This is a genomic window from Arsenicicoccus sp. UBA2120 (assembly GCF_002330965.1).
Classification (GTDB): Bacteria; Actinomycetota; Actinomycetes; order Actinomycetales; family Dermatophilaceae; genus Arsenicicoccus; species Arsenicicoccus bolidensis.
The window spans coordinates 20,995-42,680 of the sequence record NZ_DCYC01000095.1 but is presented as its reverse complement, the minus strand read 5'-3'; the positions used below and the strand labels follow the sequence as shown (position 1 = coordinate 42,680).

18 protein-coding genes are annotated in these 21,686 nt (G+C 71.5%); 11 read left to right on the top strand and 7 right to left on the bottom strand.

From position 1 onward, the window contains the following. The first annotated feature begins 92 nt into the window (after nucleotides 1-92). The 11 genes from B2P18_RS16485 to B2P18_RS16435 all read left to right on the top strand — a co-directional run bounded on the left by B2P18_RS16485 (nucleotide 93) and on the right by B2P18_RS16435 (nucleotide 8,835). The gene (locus tag B2P18_RS16485; RefSeq protein ID WP_286961637.1) at nucleotides 93-1,292 is read left to right on the top strand and encodes an acetyl-CoA C-acetyltransferase; all 1,200 of its coding nucleotides are present in this window, start codon (nucleotides 93-95) and stop codon (nucleotides 1,290-1,292) included. 126 nt (nucleotides 1,293-1,418) lie between these two features. Beyond that, nucleotides 1,419-2,378: a methylmalonyl Co-A mutase-associated GTPase MeaB gene (meaB, locus tag B2P18_RS16480; protein ID WP_029212238.1), complete on the top strand. Its 960-nt coding sequence runs from the start codon at nucleotides 1,419-1,421 to the stop codon at nucleotides 2,376-2,378. 162 nt (nucleotides 2,379-2,540) lie between these two features. After that, complete coding sequence (locus B2P18_RS16475; RefSeq protein ID WP_286961636.1) at nucleotides 2,541-3,380, top strand: DUF4184 family protein; 840 nt, start codon at nucleotides 2,541-2,543, stop codon at nucleotides 3,378-3,380. A 22-nt stretch (nucleotides 3,381-3,402) separates the two neighbouring features. Beyond that, nucleotides 3,403-3,714, top strand: coding sequence for a thiamine-binding protein (locus B2P18_RS16470; RefSeq protein ID WP_286958985.1), 312 nt, complete (start codon nucleotides 3,403-3,405; stop codon nucleotides 3,712-3,714). Further along, nucleotides 3,711-4,175 (top strand): YybH family protein, encoded by a 465-nt coding sequence (locus B2P18_RS16465; protein ID WP_286961635.1) that lies wholly within the window; start codon nucleotides 3,711-3,713, stop codon nucleotides 4,173-4,175. The genes B2P18_RS16470 and B2P18_RS16465 overlap by 4 nt, the downstream gene beginning before the upstream one ends. Next, a complete protein-coding gene (locus B2P18_RS16460; protein ID WP_286961634.1) occupies nucleotides 4,172-4,636 on the top strand; it encodes a hypothetical protein in 465 nt (154 codons plus the stop codon). The genes B2P18_RS16465 and B2P18_RS16460 overlap by 4 nt, the downstream gene beginning before the upstream one ends. 49 nt (nucleotides 4,637-4,685) lie before the next feature. Then, the gene (locus tag B2P18_RS16455; protein WP_286961630.1) at nucleotides 4,686-5,201 is read left to right on the top strand and encodes a MarR family winged helix-turn-helix transcriptional regulator; all 516 of its coding nucleotides are present in this window, start codon (nucleotides 4,686-4,688) and stop codon (nucleotides 5,199-5,201) included. Nucleotides 5,202-5,295: 94 nt separating this feature from the next. Beyond that, nucleotides 5,296-7,110, top strand: coding sequence for an acyl-CoA mutase large subunit family protein (locus B2P18_RS16450; RefSeq protein ID WP_029212244.1), 1,815 nt, complete (start codon nucleotides 5,296-5,298; stop codon nucleotides 7,108-7,110). Nucleotides 7,111-7,180: 70 nt separating this feature from the next. Further along, a complete protein-coding gene (locus B2P18_RS16445; RefSeq protein ID WP_286958984.1) occupies nucleotides 7,181-8,101 on the top strand; it encodes a tetratricopeptide repeat protein in 921 nt (306 codons plus the stop codon). A gap of 102 nt (nucleotides 8,102-8,203) precedes the next feature. After that, a complete protein-coding gene (locus B2P18_RS16440; protein WP_286961627.1) occupies nucleotides 8,204-8,617 on the top strand; it encodes a hypothetical protein in 414 nt (137 codons plus the stop codon). Beyond that, nucleotides 8,617-8,835 carry a winged helix-turn-helix domain-containing protein gene (locus B2P18_RS16435; RefSeq protein WP_019285621.1) on the top strand — a complete coding sequence of 73 codons (219 nt, stop codon included), beginning with the start codon at nucleotides 8,617-8,619 and terminating at the stop codon, nucleotides 8,833-8,835. The genes B2P18_RS16440 and B2P18_RS16435 overlap by 1 nt, the downstream gene beginning before the upstream one ends. Here the strand turns inward: B2P18_RS16435 and B2P18_RS16430 are convergent. The 7 genes from B2P18_RS16430 to B2P18_RS16400 form a co-directional block, all read right to left on the bottom strand. Next, on the bottom strand, nucleotides 8,832-9,269 hold the full coding sequence (locus B2P18_RS16430; protein ID WP_019285620.1) for a GNAT family N-acetyltransferase: 438 nt from the start codon (nucleotides 9,267-9,269) through the stop codon (nucleotides 8,832-8,834). The genes B2P18_RS16435 and B2P18_RS16430 overlap by 4 nt on opposite strands. Continuing rightward, entirely contained in the window at nucleotides 9,266-10,066 is an 801-nt protein-coding gene (locus tag B2P18_RS16425) for an inositol monophosphatase family protein (protein WP_286958981.1), read from the bottom strand. The genes B2P18_RS16430 and B2P18_RS16425 overlap by 4 nt, the downstream gene beginning before the upstream one ends. A gap of 152 nt (nucleotides 10,067-10,218) precedes the next feature. Beyond that, nucleotides 10,219-11,883 carry a phosphoglucomutase (alpha-D-glucose-1,6-bisphosphate-dependent) gene (gene pgm, locus B2P18_RS16420; protein ID WP_286961624.1) on the bottom strand — a complete coding sequence of 555 codons (1,665 nt, stop codon included), beginning with the start codon at nucleotides 11,881-11,883 and terminating at the stop codon, nucleotides 10,219-10,221. 142 nt (nucleotides 11,884-12,025) lie between these two features. Next, entirely contained in the window at nucleotides 12,026-13,306 is a 1,281-nt protein-coding gene (locus B2P18_RS16415; RefSeq protein ID WP_286961622.1) for a lipase family protein, read from the bottom strand. 193 nt (nucleotides 13,307-13,499) lie between these two features. Continuing rightward, nucleotides 13,500-17,747 (bottom strand): 1,4-alpha-glucan branching protein GlgB, encoded by a 4,248-nt coding sequence (glgB, locus tag B2P18_RS16410; protein ID WP_286961620.1) that lies wholly within the window; start codon nucleotides 17,745-17,747, stop codon nucleotides 13,500-13,502. 1 nt (nucleotide 17,748) lies between these two features. Further along, complete coding sequence (treS, locus tag B2P18_RS16405; protein WP_286961619.1) at nucleotides 17,749-19,467, bottom strand: maltose alpha-D-glucosyltransferase; 1,719 nt, start codon at nucleotides 19,465-19,467, stop codon at nucleotides 17,749-17,751. Between the two features lie 3 nt (nucleotides 19,468-19,470). Then, on the bottom strand, nucleotides 19,471-21,492 hold the full coding sequence (locus B2P18_RS16400; protein ID WP_286961618.1) for an alpha-1,4-glucan--maltose-1-phosphate maltosyltransferase: 2,022 nt from the start codon (nucleotides 21,490-21,492) through the stop codon (nucleotides 19,471-19,473). Nucleotides 21,493-21,686: the final 194 nt, after the last annotated feature.

The following is a 21,686-nucleotide window of genomic DNA, read 5'->3' as shown; positions in this document are numbered from 1 at the left end:
ACGCCCGTCACCCTCCGCAGGGCGGGGCGCCGGCACCTGGATAAGGTGGGCGGGCACGAGCCTGACCCACCACCGCTGCTGGAGGCCTCTCAATGTCCGCAACTGCCAGTCCGTCCGTCATCGTGGCCGGCGCCCGGACCCCGATGGGCCGGCTCATGGGCTCCCTCAAGGGGTTCTCCGGGGCCGACCTCGGCGCCGTCGCCATCAAGGGTGCGCTCGACAAGTCCGGCGTGGCGCCCGACCAGGTCGAGTACGTCATCATGGGCCAGGTCCTGGGCGCCGGCGTCGGTCAGATCCCCGCCCGCCAGGCCGCCGTCAAGGCCGGCATCCCGATGAGCGTCCCCGCCGTGACGGTCAACAAGGTGTGCCTGTCCGGGCTCGACGCGATCGCCCTGGCCGACCAGCTGATCCGCGCGGGGGAGTTCGACGTGATCGTGGCCGGCGGCCAGGAGTCGATGACCAACGCGCCTCACCTGCTCGCCAAGTCGCGCGACGGCTTCAAGTACGGCGACGCCACCCTGGCCGACTCGATGGTGGTCGACGGCCTGTGGGACGTCTTCACCGAGCAGCCGATGGGCCTGCTGACCGAGGCGGAGAACTCCGGCGACCTGGCGGTGTCCCGCGAGGAGCAGGACGCGTTCGCCGCGCGCTCGCACAAGCTGGCCGCGGCCGCGTGGGAGGCCGGGCGGTATGACGAGGAGGTCGTGCCCGTCACGATCCCGCAGCGCAAGGGCGACCCGATCGAGTTCCGCACCGACGAGGGCGTGCGCGGCGACACGACGACGGAGTCCCTCGGCAAGCTGCGTCCGGCCTTCACCAAGGACGGCACGATCACCGCCGGCACGGCCTCGCAGATCTCCGACGGCGCCGCCGCCGTGGTCGTCATGAGCAAGGCCAAGGCCGAGGAGCTCGGCCTCACCTGGATCGCCGAGATCGGCGCGCACGGCAACGTCGCCGGCCCCGACTCGTCCCTGCAGCAGCAGCCCGCCAACGCGATCGCCGCCGCCTGCCGCAAGGAGGGCATCGCCCCCACCGACCTCGACCTGATCGAGATCAACGAGGCCTTCGCGGCCGTGGGGATCGCCTCGACGCGCGAGCTCGGCGTGGACGCCGACAAGGTCAACGTCGACGGCGGCGCGATCGCGCTCGGCCACCCGCTCGGCATGTCCGGCGCCCGCATCGTGCTGCACCTCGCCCTGGAGCTGGGACGCCGCGGCGGCGGCACCGGCGTGGCCGCGCTGTGCGGTGGCGGCGGCCAGGGTGACGCGCTGATCATCAAGGTCGCCCAGTAGCAGACCCACCGGGGGCAGAGGCATCGACCGGCCTTCGCACCGCAGGCTGATGCCTTCGCCCCCGGTAGGTACGACCACGCCGCTCGCCAGCACGAGCGGCGCACCACGCAGGAGGAGCTGACAACCGTGTCCCGCCAGGTCGACATCCCGTCCCTCGTCGAGCAGGCCCGCGCCGGCCGCCCCCGCGCGGTCGCCCGCCTCATCTCGATGGTGGAGGACGCCCATCCGGCGCTGCGCGAGGTGATGGCGGCGCTCGCGCCCCACACCGGGCACGCCCACGTCATCGGGATCACCGGCTCCCCGGGCGTCGGCAAGTCGACCTCCACCAACGCGCTCGTCACCGCGCTGCGCCAGCGGGACCTGCGCGTCGGGGTCCTCGCCGTGGACCCGTCGTCGCCGTTCTCCGGCGGCGCGCTCCTCGGCGACCGCATCCGCATGGCCGACCACGTGCTCGACCCGCAGGTCTACATCCGCTCGATGGCCTCCCGCGGTCACCTCGGCGGCCTGTCCTGGACCACGCCGCAGGCGTTGCGGGTCCTCGACGCCGCGGGCTGCGACGTGATCCTCGTCGAGACCGTCGGCGTCGGGCAGAGCGAGGTCGAGGTCGTGGGGCTGGCCGACACGACGATCGTCCTGCTGGCGCCGGGGATGGGCGACGGCATCCAGGCCGCCAAGGCCGGGATCCTCGAGATCGGCGACGTCTTCGTGGTCAACAAGGCCGACCGCGACGGCGCCGACAACACGGTGCGCGACATCCGCCACATGATCTCGCTCGGCGACCGCACCGAGGCCGGGCTGTGGCGGCCACCGGTCATCAAGACCGTCGCCCACAAGCACGAGGGCGTCGACGAGGTCGTCGAGGCGCTCGACAAGCACGTCGCGTGGATGACCGACAAGGGCGTCCTGCGCCAGCGACGCCTCAAGCGGGCGACCGACGAGATCGAGTCGATCGTCATCAAGGGCCTGCGCGAGCGCATGGGTGACCTGCGTGGCGACCACGGCATGGAGGCCCTGGCCGCGGCCGTGGTCGACGGCCTGAGCGACCCCTACGCCGCGGCCGACCAAGTCATCGGCGACCTGACGTGACGTGACCTGGCCCGAGCCAATCGGCCACAGCCGACCGGGGTCGGACGGGTTCTCGTCCGAGGTCACCAGCAGTTTCGTTGTGCCGTATGCCGATCCACGGGCCCCCGTCACGATGTCCGATTCGTCACACGATGCCCACCCACGGTTGCGTACAGTGGTGAGGTGCCCTTCACCCTCGCCCACCCCGCTCTGGTGCTCCCGCTGCGCCGCAGTGGCCTGCCGCTGACCGCGCTGGTGGCCGGATCGCTGTCTCCCGACGTGCCGCTCTACGTCCCCGGCGGGTTGCTGGGCAGCCGTGACGAGGGGCACTCGTGGACGCACACCTGGTTCGGTCTCGCGGTGTTCGACCTGCCCGTCGGCATCCTGATGGTCGTCGCCTGGACCTACCTGCTCGCCGAGCCGCTGCGTGACGCCGCCCCTGACGCCCTGCGGGACCGGCTGCGCCGCCGCCGCGCCCTCCCTCGCTCCGCGTGGTGGTCGGTCCCGCTCGCGGTGCTGCTCGCCAACCTGGGTCACCTGGGCTGGGACCAGTTCACGCACGAGCCGAGCTGGACGACGAACCGGGTGCCCTTCCTCGACCAGGTCGTCGCGGGCATCCCGATGAGCCGGTGGCTCATGTACGCCTTCTCCGTCCTCGGCCTAGTCGCGATCGCGTGGGTGATGTGGCGCGAGCTGCGGGACCGGCGGGTGCATCGCACGCCCCGGCTGCGACCCGACCTGGCCCCGTGGATCGTGCGCGCCCCCGTCATCGTCGCGGCGGCGCTCGCGGTCCGCACGATGATCACGGTGGGCCCCTACATGGGGACCCACGCCTTGCTCTACTACATGCTCACGTCAGGCATCGCGGCGGGTGCCGCGGTCCTGCTGGTGCTCTGCGTCGTGTGGCAGCTCGTGGCGCCGGTGGACGGGCCGGACGGGTCGGGCCGGCCCGACGCCATCGTCCCAGCCGACGACCGCAGCATCGACCGCGCCCACGAACGCACCCCCGACCAGGCGCGCTGAGGCCTCGCCCTAGGATCGAGGCATGCTCTTCGCCTTCTCGATCGCTCCCGCCACCGCCGCCGACGAGACCGGCTCGGTCTCCGACGCGGTCGCCGACGTCATCGCGGTGGTCCGCGACTCTGGCCTGCCCCATCGCACGGACGCGATGTTCACCACGATCGAGGGCGAGTGGGACGAGTGCATGGCGGTGATCAAGCGCGCGTGCGACGCCTGTGCCGAGCACAGCCCCCGCGTCAGCCTCGTCCTCAAGGCCGACCTGCGCCCGGGCCGGACGGGCGAGCTCGACGGCAAGCTGGAGCGCCTCGAGGCCAAGCTCGCCGACCGCCCCTCGTGATCGCCGAGCCCGAGCAGCTGGCTGACGCGTTCGTCGAGGCCTGGAACGACCACGACCCCGACGCCCTGGCGGACCTGTTCACCGCCGACGCGGACTTCGTCAACGTCGTGGGGCTGTGGTGGCGCGACCGGGCGGGGATCAGGGGAGCGCACGCCTACGGCTTCGAGCGGATCTTCGGGCAGAGCAGTATGACGCTCCGCCGTCGTCGCGTCCGCCGCCTCGGCGAGGTCGCCGTGGTCGTGGCGCAGTGGTCGTTGACCGGTCAGCTCTCGCCGGCGGGGGAGCCGGCCGGCGAGCGTCGCGGCGTGCTGACCCTCGTCGGACGCCGCGGCCAGGACGGGTGGCGCACCGTCAGCGCCCACAACACCGACACGGTTCCCGGCGTGGAGACCCACGTCGCGCGGGACGGCGGGCTCGACCCCACGGACTACCGCGAGCCGCGCGAGGGCGGGTCTCGATGACCGACATCCTCGTGGTGCTGGCGCTGCTCGTCGGCCTGGCCGTGCTCGCGGCGCTGGTCCTGTCCTGGCGGCGGCACCGCTCCCACCTGCCCGAGGGGCTCGTCGCGGTCGGGGTGCTCTCGATGGTGGCGGGCATGCTCGGCTGGGGAGCCTGGATCACCAGCCACGACGTGGACTCCTCCGTCGTGGCCGTGCAGGGCGGCGACCGGTGCCGCGTGACCTGGGTGGACCCCACGGACGCCACGCTCCGGGAGACGGACGTCGACTGCTCGGCCGACGACGACACGCCGCTGGGCCCCTCGGACGACCTGCGGATCAAGGCCCACACCGGCCTGCTGACGGGCACGGCGGTGTCGCACGAGGGGCCGACGACCTACGGCCTGAGGTTCTGGGTGCCGGGGCTCGGCACGGCGCTCGCCCTCCTCGGCCTCGTCCTCGTGCAGCGCCGCGCGAGGGGCTGACCCCGCCGAACGCCGGGCGCTGCGGCATACGGCCCTCTATCCTGCCCAGGTGACCGCCCCCCTCAACCTGCCGTTCGACCCGATCGCCCGCGCCGAGAGCTCGTGGCGCGAACGCTGGGGCGAGGCCGCGCCGTCCCGCGAGATGGCGACGGCCACGAGCCTGCTGCGGGTGGCGCAGATGCTCACGACGGCCTTCGACCAGGCGTGCGCGCAGCACGGGCTGACCTTCGCGCGCTACGAGGCGCTGGTGCTGCTGACCTTCGGCCGCGACAGCGGGCTGCCGATGAGCGTCATCGGGGAGCGGCTCATGGTCCACCCCACCAGCGCCACGAGCATCGTCCAGCGGCTCGAGGCACAGGGATTCGTGCGGCGGGTGCCCAACCCGGCGGACGGTCGCGGCACGCTCGCCCAGATCACCGACGAGGGGCGCGCGGTGATGGAGGCGGCGACGCAGGACCTGCACGAGCTGGACTTCGGGCTGGACGTGCTGACCACGCACGAGCACGAGCAGCTGTTCGCCCTGCTGCGGCGGGTGCGGGTGGCCGGCGGGGACTTCACCTCGTGAGACCCCGGGCTTCGAGAGGGGCCCGAGGCGCCTGGCGCGATCTACGGCGCCAGCCTGGTGACATTTACTAGGACGTCCTAGTAAATTGGGGTCCATGACCATCCAGGAGACCCAGCGCAGCGCCTCCGCCGCACCCGCCGCCGACTCGCCCGAGCGTCGCCGCGACGGGCGTCGCCGGTGGCAGGAGCGGTACGACGAGGCCGTGGCCAAGGGCCGCATCCGCACCGCCGACTTCACCACCCTGTCCGGCGTCGAGGTCGACCCGGTCTACGGCCCCACCGACGAGCAGGCCGCCGCCGACGAGCGCATGGACCGCATCGGCTGGCCCGGCGAGTTCCCCTACACCCGAGGGCTGCACGCGACGGGCTACCGCGGGCGCAGCTGGACGATCCGCCAGTTCGCCGGGTTCGGCAACGCGGTGCAGACCAATGAGCGCTACAAGATGATCCTGGCGCGCGGCGGCGGTGGCCTCTCGGTCGCCTTCGACATGCCGACCCTCATGGGTCGCGACTCCGACGACCCGATGAGCCTCGGCGAGGTCGGCCACTGCGGCGTCGCCATCGACTCGGCGTCCGACATGGACGTCCTGTTCAGCGACATCCCCATGGGCGACACCACCACCTCGATGACGGTCTCCGGGCCCGCCGTGCCGGTCTTCTGCATGTACCTCGTGGCCGCCGAGCGCCAGGGCGTCGACATCTCGACCCTCAACGGAACGCTGCAGACGGACATCTTCAAGGAGTACATCGCCCAGAAGGAGTGGCTCTTCGCCCCCGAGCCGCACCTGCGCCTCATCGGTGACCTGATGGCCTACTGCGACGAGAACATCAAGGCCTACAAGCCGCTCTCGGTCTCCGGCTACCACATCCGCGAGGCCGGCTCCACGGCAGCGCAGGAGCTCGCGTTCACCCTCGCCGACGGCTTCGGCTACGTCGAGCTGGGCCTGTCGCGAGGCCTGGACATCAACTCGTTCGCGCCGGGCCTGTCCTTCTTCTTCGACTCCCACGTCGACTTCTTCGAGGAGATCGCCAAGTTCCGCGCGGCCCGCCGCATCTGGGCGCGCTGGATGCGCGACGTCTACGGCGCCACCTCCGACAAGGCGATGCAGCTGCGCTTCCACACGCAGACGGCCGGGGTGTCCCTCACCGCCCAGCAGCCCTACAACAACGTCGTGCGCACGGCCGTCGAGGCGCTCGCCGCGGTCTTGGGCGGCACCAACTCGCTGCACACCAACGCGCTCGACGAGACCCTCGCCCTCCCGACCGAGCAGTCCGCGGAGATCGCGCTGCGCACCCAGCAGGTGCTCATGGAGGAGACCGGCATCACCAATGTCGCCGACCCGCTGGGCGGTTCGTGGTACGTCGAGGCCCTGACCGACACGATCGAGGCCGAGGCGGAGGCGATCTTCACCCGCATCCTGTCGATGGGCAAGGTCCCGGTCGAGTCCTCCGACAAGGCCAGGCTGGCCGAGGTCGTCCGCGACAACGTCGGCGTCGCCGAGGGCGGTCTGTGGCCGATGACGTCCGGCATCCTGCGCGGCATCGAGGAGGGCTGGTTCATGTCCGAGATCGGGGACGCGGCCTTCACCCACCAGCTGGCGCTCGAGTCGGGCCAGAAGCGCATCGTCGGCGTCAACTGCCTGACCGAGTCGGTCAGCTCCGAGCTCGACATCCTGCGCGTCTCGCACGAGGTGGAGCGCGAGCAGGTGGCCGCGCTCGGCCAGCGTCGCGCGGGGCGCAACGAGGAGATCGCGGCCGACGCCGTCCGGCGGATGGTCGAGGTGTCCCGCACCTCGGACAACATGATCCCGGCGATGCTCGACGCGGTCCGCGCCGAGGCGACGCTGGGAGAGATCTGCGACGCGCTGCGCGACGAGTGGGGCATCTACCGCGAGCCTGCTCGCTTCTGATCCCGCTCGGGTTAGATCGAGCTCGTCGTCCGGTTACCCGGCAGCGGACCGGGTGCGACACAATGCCCGTATGACGTCGCAGCCGTTCTCCAACGCCGCCGCTCGTGGTGCGGTCGACCTGTCCGGACTCAGCCAGCAGCCCGCCGGCGCCCCCGCCCAGGGTGGGGGCGCCCGCCAGGGCTCCCCGGTCGTGGTGGAGGCCACCGAGGCCACGATCCAGCAGATCATGCAGCAGTCGGTCAGCGTGCCGTCCGTCCTGCTCGTGTGGAGCGCCACCCGGGGCGGCCAGGAGGTCGTCGCCGACTTCGCCGCCGTCGCCGAGGCCAGCGGTGGTCGGTTCGTGCTCGCGACGGTCGACGTCGACAGCAACCCCGGCCTCGCGCAGGCGCTGCAGGTGCAGCAGATCCCCATGGCGGTCGGCCTGCTCCAGGGCCAGCCCGTGCCGCTGTTCGTCGGCAGCCAGCCCAAGGACGTCATCCAGCAGTACGTCGACGAGCTGCTCAAGGTCGCCGTCGCCAACGGCATCACCGGCCGGGTCGACGTGGGGGAGCAGGCCGACCCCGACGCCGAGGTCCCGATGTCGCCGGAGCACGAGGAGGCCTTCACCGCCCTCGAGCGCGGTGACTTCGAGGGCGCCCGGGCGGCATACGACAAGGCCCTGGCCAAGGACCCCCAGGACCGCGACGCCCAGGTGGGCAAGGCCCAGGTCGACCTGCTCGAGCGCACCACCGGTGTCGACCTGCAGGCCGCCCGCCAGGCCGCGGCCGACGACCCGTCCGACGTGGGCGCGCAGCTGCTGGTGGCCGACCTCGACGTCATGGGCGGGCACGTGGAGGATGCCTTCCTGCGGCTCGTCGACCTCGTGCGCACGCTGGCCGGCGACGACCGCGAGACGGTCCGCCTGCACCTGATCACCCTCTTCGACGTCGTGGGCAACGACGACCCGCGCGTCAAGAAGGGCCGCACGTCCCTCATGTCCGCCCTCTTCTGACCTACCTCAGGTAGTCACGTCCGCCGGGGTTGGCACCCCAGGTCGAGGTGACTACCTCAGGTAGATCCGCCCACGACGTCCCCGACACACCCAGGAGCGCCGATGCCCGACCTGCAGCCGGTCTACGACGAGCTCGTCCGTCGACTGTCGGTGCACGAGGACGTGTTCCGCACGACCGACAACGTCACGGAGGCCAACTGCGACGGCGGTCGCAAGGAGGCGCAGGCGCCCGACCCCGGCAGCTACCTGCTGCTCGGCGCGCCCTTCCGCAACTACTCCGACGGGATCTCCTTCGCCGGGGTCCGGCTCGGCAAGCGCTATGTCAGCTATCACCTGATGTGCGCCTACCTGCGGCCCGAGACGGTCGCCGACATGTCGCCGGAGCTGCGCAAGAGGATGCAGGGCAAGTCCTGCTTCACCTTCACCAGGGTGGACCACGCGCTCTTTGACGAGCTCGACGAGATCACCCGCCGGGGTCGGGACCACTTCGCCGCCGAGGGCCTCACCCTCCGCTGATGGGGCAGGACGCGACCGACGAGGAGCGCCGGCGCCTGCGGGCGGTGGCCCACCCGCTGCGCCTGCGGATGCTGTCGCTCCTGACCGGGGCCGAGCTCAGCGCCACCGAGGTGTCGCGCGAGCTCGACATCACCCAGGCCAACGCGAGCTATCACCTGCGGGCGCTCCTGGGGGCGGGGCTGATCGAGGTGGCCTCAGAGGAGCGGGTCCGCGGTTAGCGGGTGGCGTGCCCGCCATCCCACTCCAGCATGGTCTTGCCGCTCGAGTCCCGGGCGCCCAGCGAGCGATAGGTCGCCAGGGCAGCCTCGTTGTCGGTGTCCGTGACCGTCCACAGGGCGCTGCAGCCACGCTCGGTCGCGATCGCCTGCAGCTCGCGGAGCAGGGCGGAGGCGATGCCGCGGCGCTGCTGCGCGGGGTCCACGGCCAGCTCGTAGACGAACATCTCGGTGCCCTTGTCGGGGTGGCCCATCTCGACCCCGCTGACGAACCCGACCGGCCGGTAGCCCTCGATCGCCAGCACGAGGTGGTGCCCGGGCATCTCGAGGAATCGTCGCGCGCCCTCCTCGGTGGGCGGGGTGCCGAACAGGTCGCCGGCGGCCAGCACCAGCAGCGCGTCGCGGTGGCCGAGACGCGTCAGTCGCAGCGAGCTCATCGGGCGGCGGCCTCGCGCTCGTCGCGGGGCAGGCAGGTGATCATCGCCTCGGCCACCTGGTCGACCGCGGTGGGGGAGCCGGCGACGTGCCAGGTGTGTCCCCCGACCGGCACCAGCCGCGTCACGCCGCCGGCGGCCTCCACGAGCGCCTGGCCGGGATACCAGTCCCAGGGGTGGCAGTCCGCTTGGTACCACACGCCCACGCGGCTGTCGGAGGTCCAGGCGAGGTCGACCGACGCCGACCCGAGCATGCGGACCGTCGCGCACAGCCGGGTCGCCTCGGCCCACGGCGCGATCATCTCGGGCCGACCGAACCTCGTCGGGTGCAGGTAGGTCGCCGCGCTGACCAGGTCGAGCGACAGGTCGCGGACGGGGCCGACGGGCACGCCGTTGCACGTCGTGGGGTGGTCGCGGCCCCCCAGCCAGAGCTGGTCGCTCTCGGGGTGGTACACGGCACCGAGGATCGGCCCCTCGTCGTCCACGAGGGCGAGCGCGGAGCACCAGTGCGTCATGCCGTGCAGGAAGTTGTAGGTCCCGTCGACCGGGTCGATGAACCACCTGCGGCCGCTCGTGGCCGGGGCGCTCGTCCCCTCCTCGCCGACGAGGCCGTCGTCGGGGCGCTCGGCCCGCAGCCGCGAACCCACGAGCTCCTCCGCCGCGTGGTCGGCGGCGGTGACGACGTCCGACACCGAGGTCTTGCGGGTCCCCTCAAGGCCCGCGGCGCGCATCTCGAGCGCCAGCGTGCCGGCGGAGCGGACCAGGTCGGCGGCGAGGGCGAGATCGTCGGCAGAGGTCATGGGGGCCAGCCTAGTGGTGCCGCGGGAGGTGCACCCGCCCGCGCTCACGACCTCGCGCGCACCCCGCGGTATGCCGAGAGCCCGGCCGCCTCGTGGGGATCCGCGACGCGGCCGGGCTCCGGCATACGGTCAGGACCGCCGTCGGCCGCCGGTCACTGTCCCAGGGCGGCGGAGACGACCGCCCGCGCCTCCTCCTGGACCTGCGCGAGGTGCTCCGGCCCCTTGAAGGACTCGGCGTAGATCTTGTAGACGTCCTCGGTGCCGGACGGGCGGGCCGCGAACCACGCGGACTCCGTCGTCACCTTGAGGCCGCCGATCGCCGCGCCGTTGCCCGGCGCCTCCGTCAGCTTGGCCGTGATCGGCTCTCCCGCAAGGGACTCCGCGGCGACGTCCGAGGGGGACAGCGCCTTGAGGTTGGCCTTCTGCTCGCGGTTGGCCGGGGCGTCGACGCGGGCGTAGGCCGGGTCGCCGTGGCGGGCCACGAGCTCGGCGTAGTGCTGCGAGGGGGACTTCCCGGTCTTGGCCTGGATCTCGCTCGCGAGGAGCGCCAGGATGATGCCGTCCTTGTCGGTCGACCACACGGACCCGTCGAAGCGCAGGAAGGACGCGCCCGCCGACTCCTCGCCGCCGAACGGCCCGGAGCCGTCGAGCAGCCCGGGCACGAACCACTTGAAGCCCACCGGCACCTCGACGAGCCGCCGCCCGAGGTCGGCCGCGACGCGGTCGATCATCGACGACGAGACCAGCGTCTTGCCGATGAACCCGTCGGCGGGCCAGTCGGGTCGGCCGCCGCCGTAGAGGTACTGGATCGCCACGGCGAGGTAGTGGTTGGGGTTCATCAGGCCGCCGTCCGGCGTGACGACGCCGTGCCGGTCGGAGTCCGCGTCGTTGCCGGTCGCGATGTCATAGTTGTCCTTCTGCGCGATGAGCGAGGCCATCGCGGAGGGGGAGGAGCAGTCCATCCGGATCTTCTCGTCCCAGTCGAGCGTCATGAACCGCCAGGTCGGGTCGACGAGCGGGTTCACCACGGTCAGGTCGAGGCCGTAGTGCTCACCGATGGCGCCCCAGTAGTCGACCGCCGCGCCGCCGAGCGGGTCCGCGCCGATGCGGACGCCCGCCTCCTTGATCGCGGCCAGGTCGATGACGTTGGCGAGGTCCTCGACGTAGATGCGCTTGAACTCGTAGGGCTCGCACGCGGCCCGGGCCTCGGCGAACGGCACGCGCTTGACGCCCTCGAGCCCGGCCTTGATGTAGTGGTTGGCCCGCTTGGCGATCCAGCCCGTCGCGTCGGTGTCGGCGGGCCCGCCGTGCGGCGGGTTGTACTTGAAGCCACCGTCGCTCGGCGGGTTGTGCGAGGGGGTGACGACGATGCCGTCGGCGAGGCCGCTGTCGGCGGGCAGGTCGTCGACGCCCGAGATCTTGCCCTGGTTGGCCCGCAGGATGGCGTGCGAGACCGCCGGGGTCGGGGTGTAGCGGTCCTCCGCGTCCACCATCACGTGCACGTCGTTGGCCACGAGGACCTCCAGCGCCGACGCCCAGGCCGGCTCGGACAGGCCGTGCGTGTCGCGCCCGATGAACAACGGGCCGTCGAAGCCCTGCTCGGTGCGGTAGTCCACGATCGCCTGCGTCGTCGCCAGGATGTGGTCCTTGTTGAACGCGGTCCGCAGGCTGCTCCCGCGGTGCCCCGACGTCCCGAACGCGACCTGCTGGTCGATGTCGTCGGGGTCCGGCTTGCCGGTGTAGTAGGCGGTCACGAGGTGGGCCACGTCCACCAGGTCACGGGGCTCGGCGGGCTGTCCTGCACGGTTGGCGGTCATGGTTCCTATCCTGGCAGGGATGCCGCACCCGGGCATCCGGGCGCGGTGAGAGCCGTATGCCGCCCGCCGCCGTCACGCGGGGTGACGGCGGCGGACGGCATACGGTCAGGTGCTGGTCAGGTGCTGGTCAGGTGCTGGCCCGTCACAGGACCGCGCAGGTGCTGACCTGCGGCAGGCCCCCGAACCTCGCCTCGAAGAACGGGAGGGCGAGCGCCGAGGTGCTGAGGATCCCACCGACGTGCGCCGGGGCGAGCAGCGGGCGGAAGGACACGTTGGCGCCCTTGGCGCACCAGTCCTTGGCCAGCTGCTTGCCGACGGGGTAGGGGATGACGTCGTCGGACACGGAGTGCGTGATCATCACCGGGGCGTTGGGCTTGCGGTTGCCGATCCGGTTGTCCGCCAGGATGCTTCGCAGCGGCTCCTCGCCGAAGGAGGACGTGAACGGCAGCCCGTCCTTGGTGAGGGTCGCGCTCTTGACGAACGCCAGGTCGAACAGCCCGGTGACGCAGTTCTGCTCGACCTTGGGCAGCAGGGCCACGCCCTTGTCGTTGAGGATCGAGGCCGGGTCGACGTGGTAGGCCGCGAACAGGCCGGCCGTCGCGTAGAGCTCGAACGCGGAGTAGAGCGTCCCGTCGATCTTGGCGGGGACCGCGCTGGACAGGTCGGCGGGGGGCGCACCGGCGACGGTGCCCTTGACCGTGAGCTCAGGGGCGTAGGACGCGGCCAGCTCGGCGGCCGCCGCCACGGCGCCGCCGCCCTGGGAGTAGCCGGTGAGGCCGATCGGGGTGGAGGTATCGGTGCCGGGGAAGCCCGCCCGCTGCGCCGCGCGCGCCATGTCGAGCACCGCGTGACCCTGGGCCTCGCGCACCATGTAGGTGTGCGTGCCAGGGGTCCCGAGCCCCTGGTAGTCGGTCAGGGCGACCGTGTAGCCGCGGAAGAGCAAGTCCTTGAAGAACAGCGTCTCGTACTCCGACATCGCCTTGAGCTGGCGGGAGGGGGCGCAGGAGTCGCCCATGCCCTGGGTGCCGGCGGCGTAGCTGATGATGGGCCGTTTGCCCGGACCGATCCAGGGGGTCTTGGGCGAGACCATCACGCCGGTGACGGCGATCGAGCGGCCCTCGCGGTCCTTGGAGGAGTACATGACGCGGCGGGCGTCGAAGGTGAGGGAGGAGGCGTCCAGGGGGTCGAGGACGTTGTCGGCCTTCTCCGTGCGGATGATGGTGCCGGGCGTGCTGGGGATCTGGGCGGGCGGCTCGTAGAACGCGGGACGAGCGGGCTCGGGGGAGTCGCTCAGGGTGCTGGCGCCGGCGGTGCCGGGGATCACGTGCTCGTCCGCCGAGGCGATCGCCGGGGCGATGGCGAGGAGGGTGACGGCGAGGACGGCGGTCGCGGCGGTGCGACGGCGGGGCACGGCAGAGGACAACGGTGTCTCCTGTCGGGAGGGGTGAGGTGCCGTGAGGCTACCCGCCGGTAGACCTCCTTGCCTACACCTTGTTACTCACCAGTTCGCATGACCATGCGCGAGTGCGCGGCCGCCCCTGTCGGCCTTGAGCATGCGGGAGGGGCCCCACCGTGCTGGTGGGGCCCCTCCGGTCGTATGCCGTGCCGGCGCGTTGTCAGACCTGCGTCTCGTCCGGGGTGGCGCCCAGCTCGGGCCGCGAGGCCGCGTCGGCACCGATCTCGGTCGATGTCGAGGCCGAGGCCGAGGCCGAGGTCGAGGTTGAGGCCAAGGTCGAGGCCGACGTCGAGGTCAGCTCGGGGCGCTCCTGCCGCCGCACCGCCGTGGGCTCGGCCGGGACGGGGGTCTCCGCGCTGAACCACACCGTGGCGAGCGGCGGCACCGTGATCTCGGCGGAGTAGGGGAGCCCGTGCCAGGGGATCTCCTCAGCGACGACCTGGCCGAGGTTGCCGACCCCGGAGCCGGCCCACTCGGTCGCGTCGGTGTTGAGCACCTCGCGCCAGACGCCCGGGTGGGGCAGGCCGATGCGGTACTGGTGGTGCGGACCGCCCGAGAAGTTGGACACGCAGGCCACCGCGGGACGGCCCTCGCCCTCGTCCTTGCCGTAGCGCAGGAACGAGAACACGTTGCCCTGGGCGTCGTTGGCGTCGATCCAGCGGAAGCCCTCGCCGGACGTATCGAGCTGCCACAGGGCGGGCGACTCGCGGTAGGTGCCGTTCATCGACTTGACCATCTGGTGCACGGCGAGGTGCCACGGCTGGTCCAGGAGCCACCAGTCCAGGCTCCGCGCGTCGGCCCACTCGGCCTCCTGCGCGAACTCCTGACCCATGAACAGCAGCTTCTTGCCGGGGTGGGCCCACATGAAGCCGAGGTAGGCGCGCAGGTTGGCGAGCTGCTGCCAGCGGTCGCCGGGCATCTTGCGGAGCAGGGAGCCCTTGCCGTAGACGACCTCGTCGTGCGAGATCGGCAGCACGAAGTTCTCGCTGAACGCGTAGACCATGCCGAAGGTCATCTCGCCGTGGTGGTACTGCCGGTAGATGGCCTCGTGCTCGACGTAGTCGAGTGTGTCGTGCATCCAGCCCATGTTCCACTTGAAGCCGAAGCCCAGGCCGCCGATCTCGGTGGGTCGGGTGACGCCCGGCCAGGACGTGGACTCCTCGGCGATGACCATCGCGCCCGGGTGGTGCTTGTAGACCGTCGCGTTGGTCTCCTGGAGCAGCTGCACGGCGTCGAGGTTCTCCCGGCCGCCGTACTGGTTGGGCAGCCACTCGCCCTCGTTGCGCGAGTAGTCGAGGTAGAGCATCGACGCCACCGCGTCGACCCGCAGGCCGTCGATGTGGAACTCCTCGAGCCAGTAGAGCGCGTTGGCGACGAGGAAGTTGCGCACCTGCGGACGACCGAAGTCGAAGACATGGGTGCCCCAGTCGGGCTGGTCGCCGCGGCGGGGGTCCGGGTGCTCGTAGAGCGCCTCGCCGTCGAACTTGGCCAGGGCGAAGGCGTCCTTGGGGAAGTGTGCCGGGACCCAGTCGAGGATCACGCCTACGCCGGCCTGGTGCAGCGCGTCCACGAGGTGGCGGAACTCGTCGGGCGAGCCGAAGCGCGAGGTCGGGGCGTAGTAGCCGGTGACCTGGTAGCCCCAGGACGGGCCGTAGGGGTGCTCGGCGACGGGGAGGAACTCCACGTGGGTGAAGCCGAGGTCCTTGACGTAGGCGACGAGCTGGTCCGCGAGCTCGGTGTAGGACAGCCCCAGCCGCCACGAGCCGAGGTGGACCTCGTAGATGCTCATGGGCTGCTCGTGGCGCTGCGTGGCGTCGCGCTCGGTGATCCAGGCCTCGTCGGACCAGCGGTAGGTCGACTCGTCGACGACCGACGCGGTGGCCGGCGGGATCTCGGTGCGCCGCGCCATCGGGTCGGCCTTGGCGCGCCACTGGCCGTCCTTGCCGAGGATCTCGTACTTGTAGCGGGTGCCGGGCTCCACGCCGGGGATGAAGAGCTCCCACAGGCCCGAGCCGCCGAGCGACCGCATCGGGTGGCCCTGGGAGTCCCAGGTGTTGAAGTCGCCGGCGACGCGGACGGTGCGGGCGTTGGGCGCCCAGACGGCGAAGCTGGTGCCCCGCGTCGTGCCGAGAGGGCCGTCGTAGGACCGGACGTGCGAGCCGAGGACGTCCCACAGCTGCTCGTGGCGTCCCTCGGAGATGAGGTGGATGTCGACCTCGCCGAGGGTCGGCCAGAAGCGGTAGGGGTCGTCGACCGTGTGCTTGAACCCGTCGCCGTAGTCCACCGCGACGCGGTAGTCGGGGACCTGGTCGGCCTCGATCGTGGCGGTCCAGACGCCCTCGTGCTCGTGCTGGAAGGGCACGACCCGGCCGTCGAGGACGAGGTCGACCGTCGCGGCCCGCGGCCTGAACGTGCGCACGGTGACGACACCGTCGCCCTGGTGCGGCCCGAGGACCGAGTGCGGGTCGTGGTGGTGACCGTGGACGAGCCGGTTGATCTCGTCCGTGTGCACCGGCACCGGACGGGGGCCGGTCGGCGTCACGGACCGCGCGGGTGCGGCGGCCTGGGTGGACGTGCTGGTCTCCGTGGACGCGCCGGTCTCCGTGGACGGCCTGGCCTCGGTGGACGCGGTGCTGTCGGTGGACATGGCTGCCGCGGCGCGGGAGCGGACCTCCTGGGCGGCGGAGCCCGCGGCGTTGCGCGCCGCCTCGCCGACCTGCGAGGCCACGGCTGCGCCGACGGCGCCCACGACGCCGGAGACCGCACCGAGCAGCCGCGACGACCGGTCGCCGCCGTCGCTCTCCTGCGTCGGCTTCTCGCGGCGCGTGCTGCCGGAGCCGGTTGGTGCGGCGTCGGCCGAGGGAGCGGCCGTCCGGGGGGTGCTGGGGGTGCTGGGGGTGCTGGGGGTGCTGGTCGCGCTGGCGCTGTCGGCCGACTCGTCGGTGCGGGGTGCGTCGTGGTCCTTCATCGTTGTTCCCTTCGCTGCAGCCACCAGGCGCTCGACGGCGCCGGTGGGGATGGGGAGCCACGAGGGACGGTTGCGTGCCTCGTAGACCACTTCGTACAGGGCCTTGTCGAGCTCCATGGCGCGCAGCACCTCGGGCTCGTGGCGGGGGTCGCGCCCGGTGGCGTCGGCGTAGCCGTCGAGAAAGGCCTCGCGGGCGGCGTGCGCCCAGGCGGCGGCGGTCTCGGAGCGGCTCGCGTCCTCCTGCGCGACCGAGCCGGCCGCGTAGTCGAAGGACCGGAGCATGCCAGCCACGTCGCGGACGGCCAGGTCGGGGACGGTGCGCTCGGCGAGCGGGCGCAGGGGCTCGCCCTCGAAGTCCAGCAGCACCCAGCCGCGCCCGGGCACGTCGAGGACCTGCCCGAGGTGGTAGTCGCCGTGGATGCGCTGCAGCAGCGGCCAGTCGGCGTCGCGGGCGGCGGCGAGGATCGCGTCGACCTCGGCCTCCTGCTCGCGCAGCGGCGGGTGGGCCTCGGCGGCCAGGACCCAGCGGCTGCGCATCGACAGCGCCAGGGTGCGGTGGTCCTCGTCGGTGGCCTCGGCGGTCTCCATCGCCTCGGCGAGCGTGCGGTGCACCTCGCCGGTGGCGACGCCGAGGGCGCGGGCGCGCTCGGTGAAGTCCGTGCCGGTGCTGGCGGCCTCGAGCGCGACGCGCCAGGCGTCGCGGACGTCGGGCAGGAACTCCTGGGCGAACGCGAGGTGGCCGCGGACGTCGTGCCCGTTGTCGGTCCAGCGCCCGCGCAGCGAGCCGAGGGGCCTCGGGACCAGCGTCGAGCCGGCCTCGGCCAGGGCGGTCTGCACCGTGACGTCGGGGTTGTCGCCGGCCGACAGCACGCGGAACACCTTGACGATCAACGGTGCCGGGGCACCGTCCGCGTCGTCCGCGGTGACGATGATCGAGGTGTTGGACTGCTCGCCGGACAGCACCTTGGCGCTGCGTATGGCGACGCGCCCGACCCCGTCGACGGGGCTGCCCTGCGCGCCGGTGTCGACCTTGCCGTGGTCCGGGGTGGCCTCGGTGTCTCCCTCGACGATGGTGCGGACGAGCTCGGCGACGTAGGCGGGGTCGTGCGGCGCGTCGTAGACGTAGCGCGGGCCGAGCACCGAGTGCTCCATCGTGCCGACGAGCGCGTGCTCACCGCCCTCGAGGGGCGTCGCGCGATAGGTGAGGGGCACCTGGTAGAGCACGGGAGGCTCGGCCGCGGTGTCGCGGACCAGCAGCGTCTCGATGCCGACCTCGCCCTCGGGGTCCTGGAAACGGTAGCCACCGACCCGCGCGAGCTGGGGACCGTCCTCGGAGCCCTTGCCGATGAACCACCGCTGCTCGCCGATCCACGCCTGCAGGGCCTCGAGCTTGGTCGGCTCCAGCGTGGCTCCGGCCTCGATCTTGCACGTGCCTGCCATCTCAGTCCTCGTTCCCGGTCTTGCGGACCAGCTTGAGCCAGAAGAAGTCTCGCGAACCCATGGTCACCGTGAAGCGTGCCCGCTCGTCCACGGAGACGAAGCCGCTGCCGCCGAACAGGTCCTGCACCTGGGCTCCGGCATACGCGCTGGGCAGCTGGATCCTGGTGCCCTGGGGGCGCGGCGACAGGTTGTTGACGCACAGGACGGTCTCGGCGGGGGTGTCCTCGTCCGCCTCGGCCTCGGTGACCTCGCGCAGGAAGGCGAGGATCGCGTCGTTGTCGCTCGGCATGACGGTGAAGGTGCCCATGCCCATCACCGGGTGGTGACGGCGCACCTGCAGCATCCCGCGCATCCAGTGCAGCAGCGACGAGCTGGACGCCATCGCCGCCTCGACGTTGACGTTGTTGTGGTGGTAGACGAGCGACTGGATGACCGGCAGGTAGAGCTTGCCGGGGTCGGCGCTGGAGAAGCCCGCGTTGCGGTCCGGCGTCCATTGCATGGGGGTGCGCACCGCGTCGCGGTCGTTGAGCCAGATGTTGTCGCCCATGCCGAGCTCGTCGCCGTAGTACAGGCACGGCGAGCCGGGCAGGGACAGGACCAGCGCGTTGATCAGCTCGATCTCGGCGCGGGAGTTGTCCAGCAGGGGAGCGAGGCGGCGGCGGATGCCGACGTTGGCCTTCATGCGCGGGTCGGGGGCGTACCAGCCGTACATCGCGGCACGCTCCTCGTTGTCCACCATCTCGAGCGTCAGCTCGTCGTGGTTGCGCAGGAAGGTGCCCCACTGCGTGCCCGTCGGGATCTCGGGGGTCTCCTCGAGCACCTTGACGATGGGCGTGGCCTTGCCCTCGCGCAGCGCGTAGTACAGGCGCGGCATCACGGGGAAGTGGAAGCACATCTGGCACTCCGGCGCCTCCTCGGAGCCGAAGTAGTCCACGACCTCGTGGGGCATCTGGTTGGCCTCGGCCAGCAGGATGCGGCCGGGGTACTCCTCGTCCACCATGCGCCGCAGCTGGGCCAGGAACTCGTGCGTCTTGGGGTGGTTCTCGCCGTTGTGCCCGTCCTCCTCGAAGAGGTAGGGGACGGCGTCGAGCCGGAACCCGTCGATGCCCATGTCCATCCAGTAGCGGACGATGTCGAACATCTCCTCCTGGACCTTGGGGTTCTCGAAGTTGAGGTCCGGCTGGTGGGAGAAGAAACGGTGCCAGAAGAACTGCCGGCGCACGGGGTCGAAGGTCCAGTTGGAGACCTCGGTGTCCACGAAGATGATGCGCGCGTCGGAGTACTTGGTGTCGTCGTCGGACCAGACGTAGTAGTCGCCGTAGGGCCCCTCGGGCTCCGAGCGGCTCGCCTGGAACCACGGGTGCTGGTCGCTGGTGTGGTTCATCACGAAGTCGGTGATGATCCGGATGCCGCGGGCGTGGGCCTGCGACACCAGCTCCTTGAACTCCGGCAGCGTCCCGAACTCCGGCAGCACCGCGCGGTAGTCGGCGATGTCGTAGCCGCCGTCGCGCAGCGGCGACGCGTAGAACGGGGGCAGCCACAGGCAGTCGACGCCGAGCCACTGGAGGTAGTCGAGCTTGCCGAGCAGACCGGTGAAGTCACCGGCGCCCGACCCGTTGCTGTCGGCGAAGGCGCGGACGAGCACCTCGTAGAAGACAGCCTTGCGGAACCAGCGCGGGTCGTGCTTGAGCCCGGGCTGGGCGAGGTTGAGGCCGTGCACCTGTCAGAACCTCCGGACGTGGATGATGTGGGCGGGTTCGGCGTCACGGCCGAGCCGGACGAAGTTGTCCGGTCCCCAGTGCCAGGACTGCTGGGTCATCTCGTCGTGCGCCACGAACCCGTCACCGTATCCCAGACCGAGGGCCGGCATGTCCAGGTGGATCCAGGACTCCCGCGTCGAGTGCGGGTCGAGGTTGGCGACGACGATGACGGTGTCGTCGTGACCGTCGGGCGTGCGTGCGGTCTTGGAGAACACGATGATGTTCTCGTCCTCGCAGTGGTGGAACGTGATGTTGCGCAGCAGCCGCAGCGAGGGGTGCCAGTGACGGATCTGGTTGAGCGTGCGCAGGTAGCCGTCGAGCGACTGACCGGCCTTGGGCCCACCAGGCGCGTAGTCCGCCCAGCCGCGGTCCTTGAGCTGGTACTTCTCGTTGTCGATCTGCTCCTCGGCGCCCGGGCGTGCGACGTGCTCCATCAGCTCGTAGCCCGCGTAGATGCCGTAGGTCGGGACGAGGGTGGCAGCGAGCGCAGCCCGGACCTTCCAGGCCGCCGGCCCGCCGTACTGCATGTAGGGCGTGAGGATGTCGTGCGTCGTCGGCCAGAAGGACGGCCGCATGTAGGCCGCGGCGTCGCCGGCGAGCTCGGTGACGTACTCCTCGAGCTCCCACTTCTCGTTGCGCCACGCGTAGTAGGTGTAGGACTGCTGGAAGCCGATCTTGCCCAGCGTGTGCATCATCGCGGGCTTGGTGAACGCCTCGGCCAGCCAGATGATCTCGGGGTGGGTCTTGGCCACGTCGGCGATCAGCCACTGCCAGAACTCGACCGGCTTGGTGTGCGGGTTGTCGACGCGGAACAGCGTGACGCCGTGGTCGATCCACACCTGGATGACGTCGCGGACGGCCTGGTAGATCCCCGCCGGGTCGTTGTCGAAGTTCAGCGGGTAGATGTCCTGGTACTTCTTGGGCGGGTTCTCGGCATACGCGATGGTCCCGTCCGCGCGGGTCGTGAACCACTCCGGGTGCTCGGTGACCCAGGGGTGGTCCGGGGAGCACTGCAGAGCGATGTCGAGGGCGACCTCCAGCCCCAGCTCGCGCGCCCGCGCCACGAAGGCGTCGAAGTCCTCGAACGTGCCGAGGCTCGGCTCGATCGCGTCGTGGCCACCCGCCTCGGAGCCGATGGCGTAGGGCGAGCCCGGGTCCAGCGGTCCCGCGGTCAGGGTGTTGTTGGGGCCCTTGCGGTTGGTCGTCCCGATGGGGTGGATCGGGGTGAGGTAGACGACGTCGAAGCCCATGTCCCGGATCGCCGGCAGCCGCTCGGCGGCGGTGCGCAGCGTCCCGGTGTGCCAGGTCCCGTCGGCGTCCTGGTAGGCGCCCTCGGAGCGGGGGAAGATCTCGTACCACGCCCCCGCCAGCGCCAGCTGACGCTCGACGAGCCAGCTCTGCTCGGGGGAGGGGGACACGTGGTCGCGGAGCGGGCGGGCCGTGATCTCACGCGCGACGGCGTCGCCCGCTCCGGCATACAGCCGGTCGGGCACGGGACGGGAGATGTCGCGCAGGGCGACCACGGCCTCCCGCAGGACCTGCTGCTGCTCGGGGGAGCGCTCGACCTCGGCGAGGGCCCGCTCGAGCACGAGCGCACCCTCCTCGAGCATGAGCTCGACGTCGACGCCGGCCTCGACCTTGATGACGGCGTCGTGGTGCCAGGTGCCGTAGGGGTCGGACCAGCCCTCCACGCGGTAGGACCACAGGCCCTCCCGGTCGGCGGCGATCTGCGCCTCCCACAGGCTCAGGCCGACGTTGGTCGAGCGCATCGGGACGTAGGCCGTGCGCCCGTCCGGATCGGTGATGGCGACGGAGGCGTTCACGGCGTCATGACCCTCGCGGAACACCCGCGCGGTGACGGTGAACGGCTCGTGCACGACGGACTTGGCGGGCAGTCGCCCCTCGTCGACGCGAGGGGTCACGTCGAGCACGGGGATGCGGCCGATGGGGGTCTGGGGGGCGGATGACAGTCGTGGGGCGGTCACTCGCGTCACGGTACCCAAAGAGTGTGTCCGGATCGCACCTGAGAGGTCGTCGTCTCGCCCAGCGGAGCGTTTCCTCGCCGGTTCTCGCAGGTTACGGCGTGGTGCGCCCAAGGCTGGGTCTCCAGGGGGGCCCGTCCACTACAGTTGGCGGCAGTCCCGGACCGCCCCAGGCCGCGCTGCAGCGGACCGTCGGA

Excerpts from the sequence above, each read along its gene's own strand:
- pgm (WP_286961624.1), bottom strand. The coding sequence starts at position 11,883 with ATGACCGCCAACCGTGCAGGACAGCCCGCCGAGCCCCGTGACCTGGTG.
- glgB (WP_286961620.1), bottom strand. The coding sequence starts at position 17,747 with ATGGCAGGCACGTGCAAGATCGAGGCCGGAGCCACGCTGGAGCCGACC.
- B2P18_RS16445 (WP_286958984.1), top strand. The coding sequence starts at position 7,181 with ATGACGTCGCAGCCGTTCTCCAACGCCGCCGCTCGTGGTGCGGTCGAC.
- B2P18_RS16435 (WP_019285621.1), top strand. The coding sequence starts at position 8,617 with ATGGGGCAGGACGCGACCGACGAGGAGCGCCGGCGCCTGCGGGCGGTG.
- B2P18_RS16440 (WP_286961627.1), top strand. The coding sequence starts at position 8,204 with ATGCCCGACCTGCAGCCGGTCTACGACGAGCTCGTCCGTCGACTGTCG.
- B2P18_RS16450 (WP_029212244.1), top strand. The coding sequence starts at position 5,296 with ATGACCATCCAGGAGACCCAGCGCAGCGCCTCCGCCGCACCCGCCGCC.
- B2P18_RS16470 (WP_286958985.1), top strand. The coding sequence starts at position 3,403 with ATGCTCTTCGCCTTCTCGATCGCTCCCGCCACCGCCGCCGACGAGACC.
- B2P18_RS16485 (WP_286961637.1), top strand. The coding sequence starts at position 93 with ATGTCCGCAACTGCCAGTCCGTCCGTCATCGTGGCCGGCGCCCGGACC.
- B2P18_RS16425 (WP_286958981.1), bottom strand. The coding sequence starts at position 10,066 with ATGACCTCTGCCGACGATCTCGCCCTCGCCGCCGACCTGGTCCGCTCC.
- B2P18_RS16430 (WP_019285620.1), bottom strand. The coding sequence starts at position 9,269 with ATGAGCTCGCTGCGACTGACGCGTCTCGGCCACCGCGACGCGCTGCTG.
- B2P18_RS16460 (WP_286961634.1), top strand. The coding sequence starts at position 4,172 with ATGACCGACATCCTCGTGGTGCTGGCGCTGCTCGTCGGCCTGGCCGTG.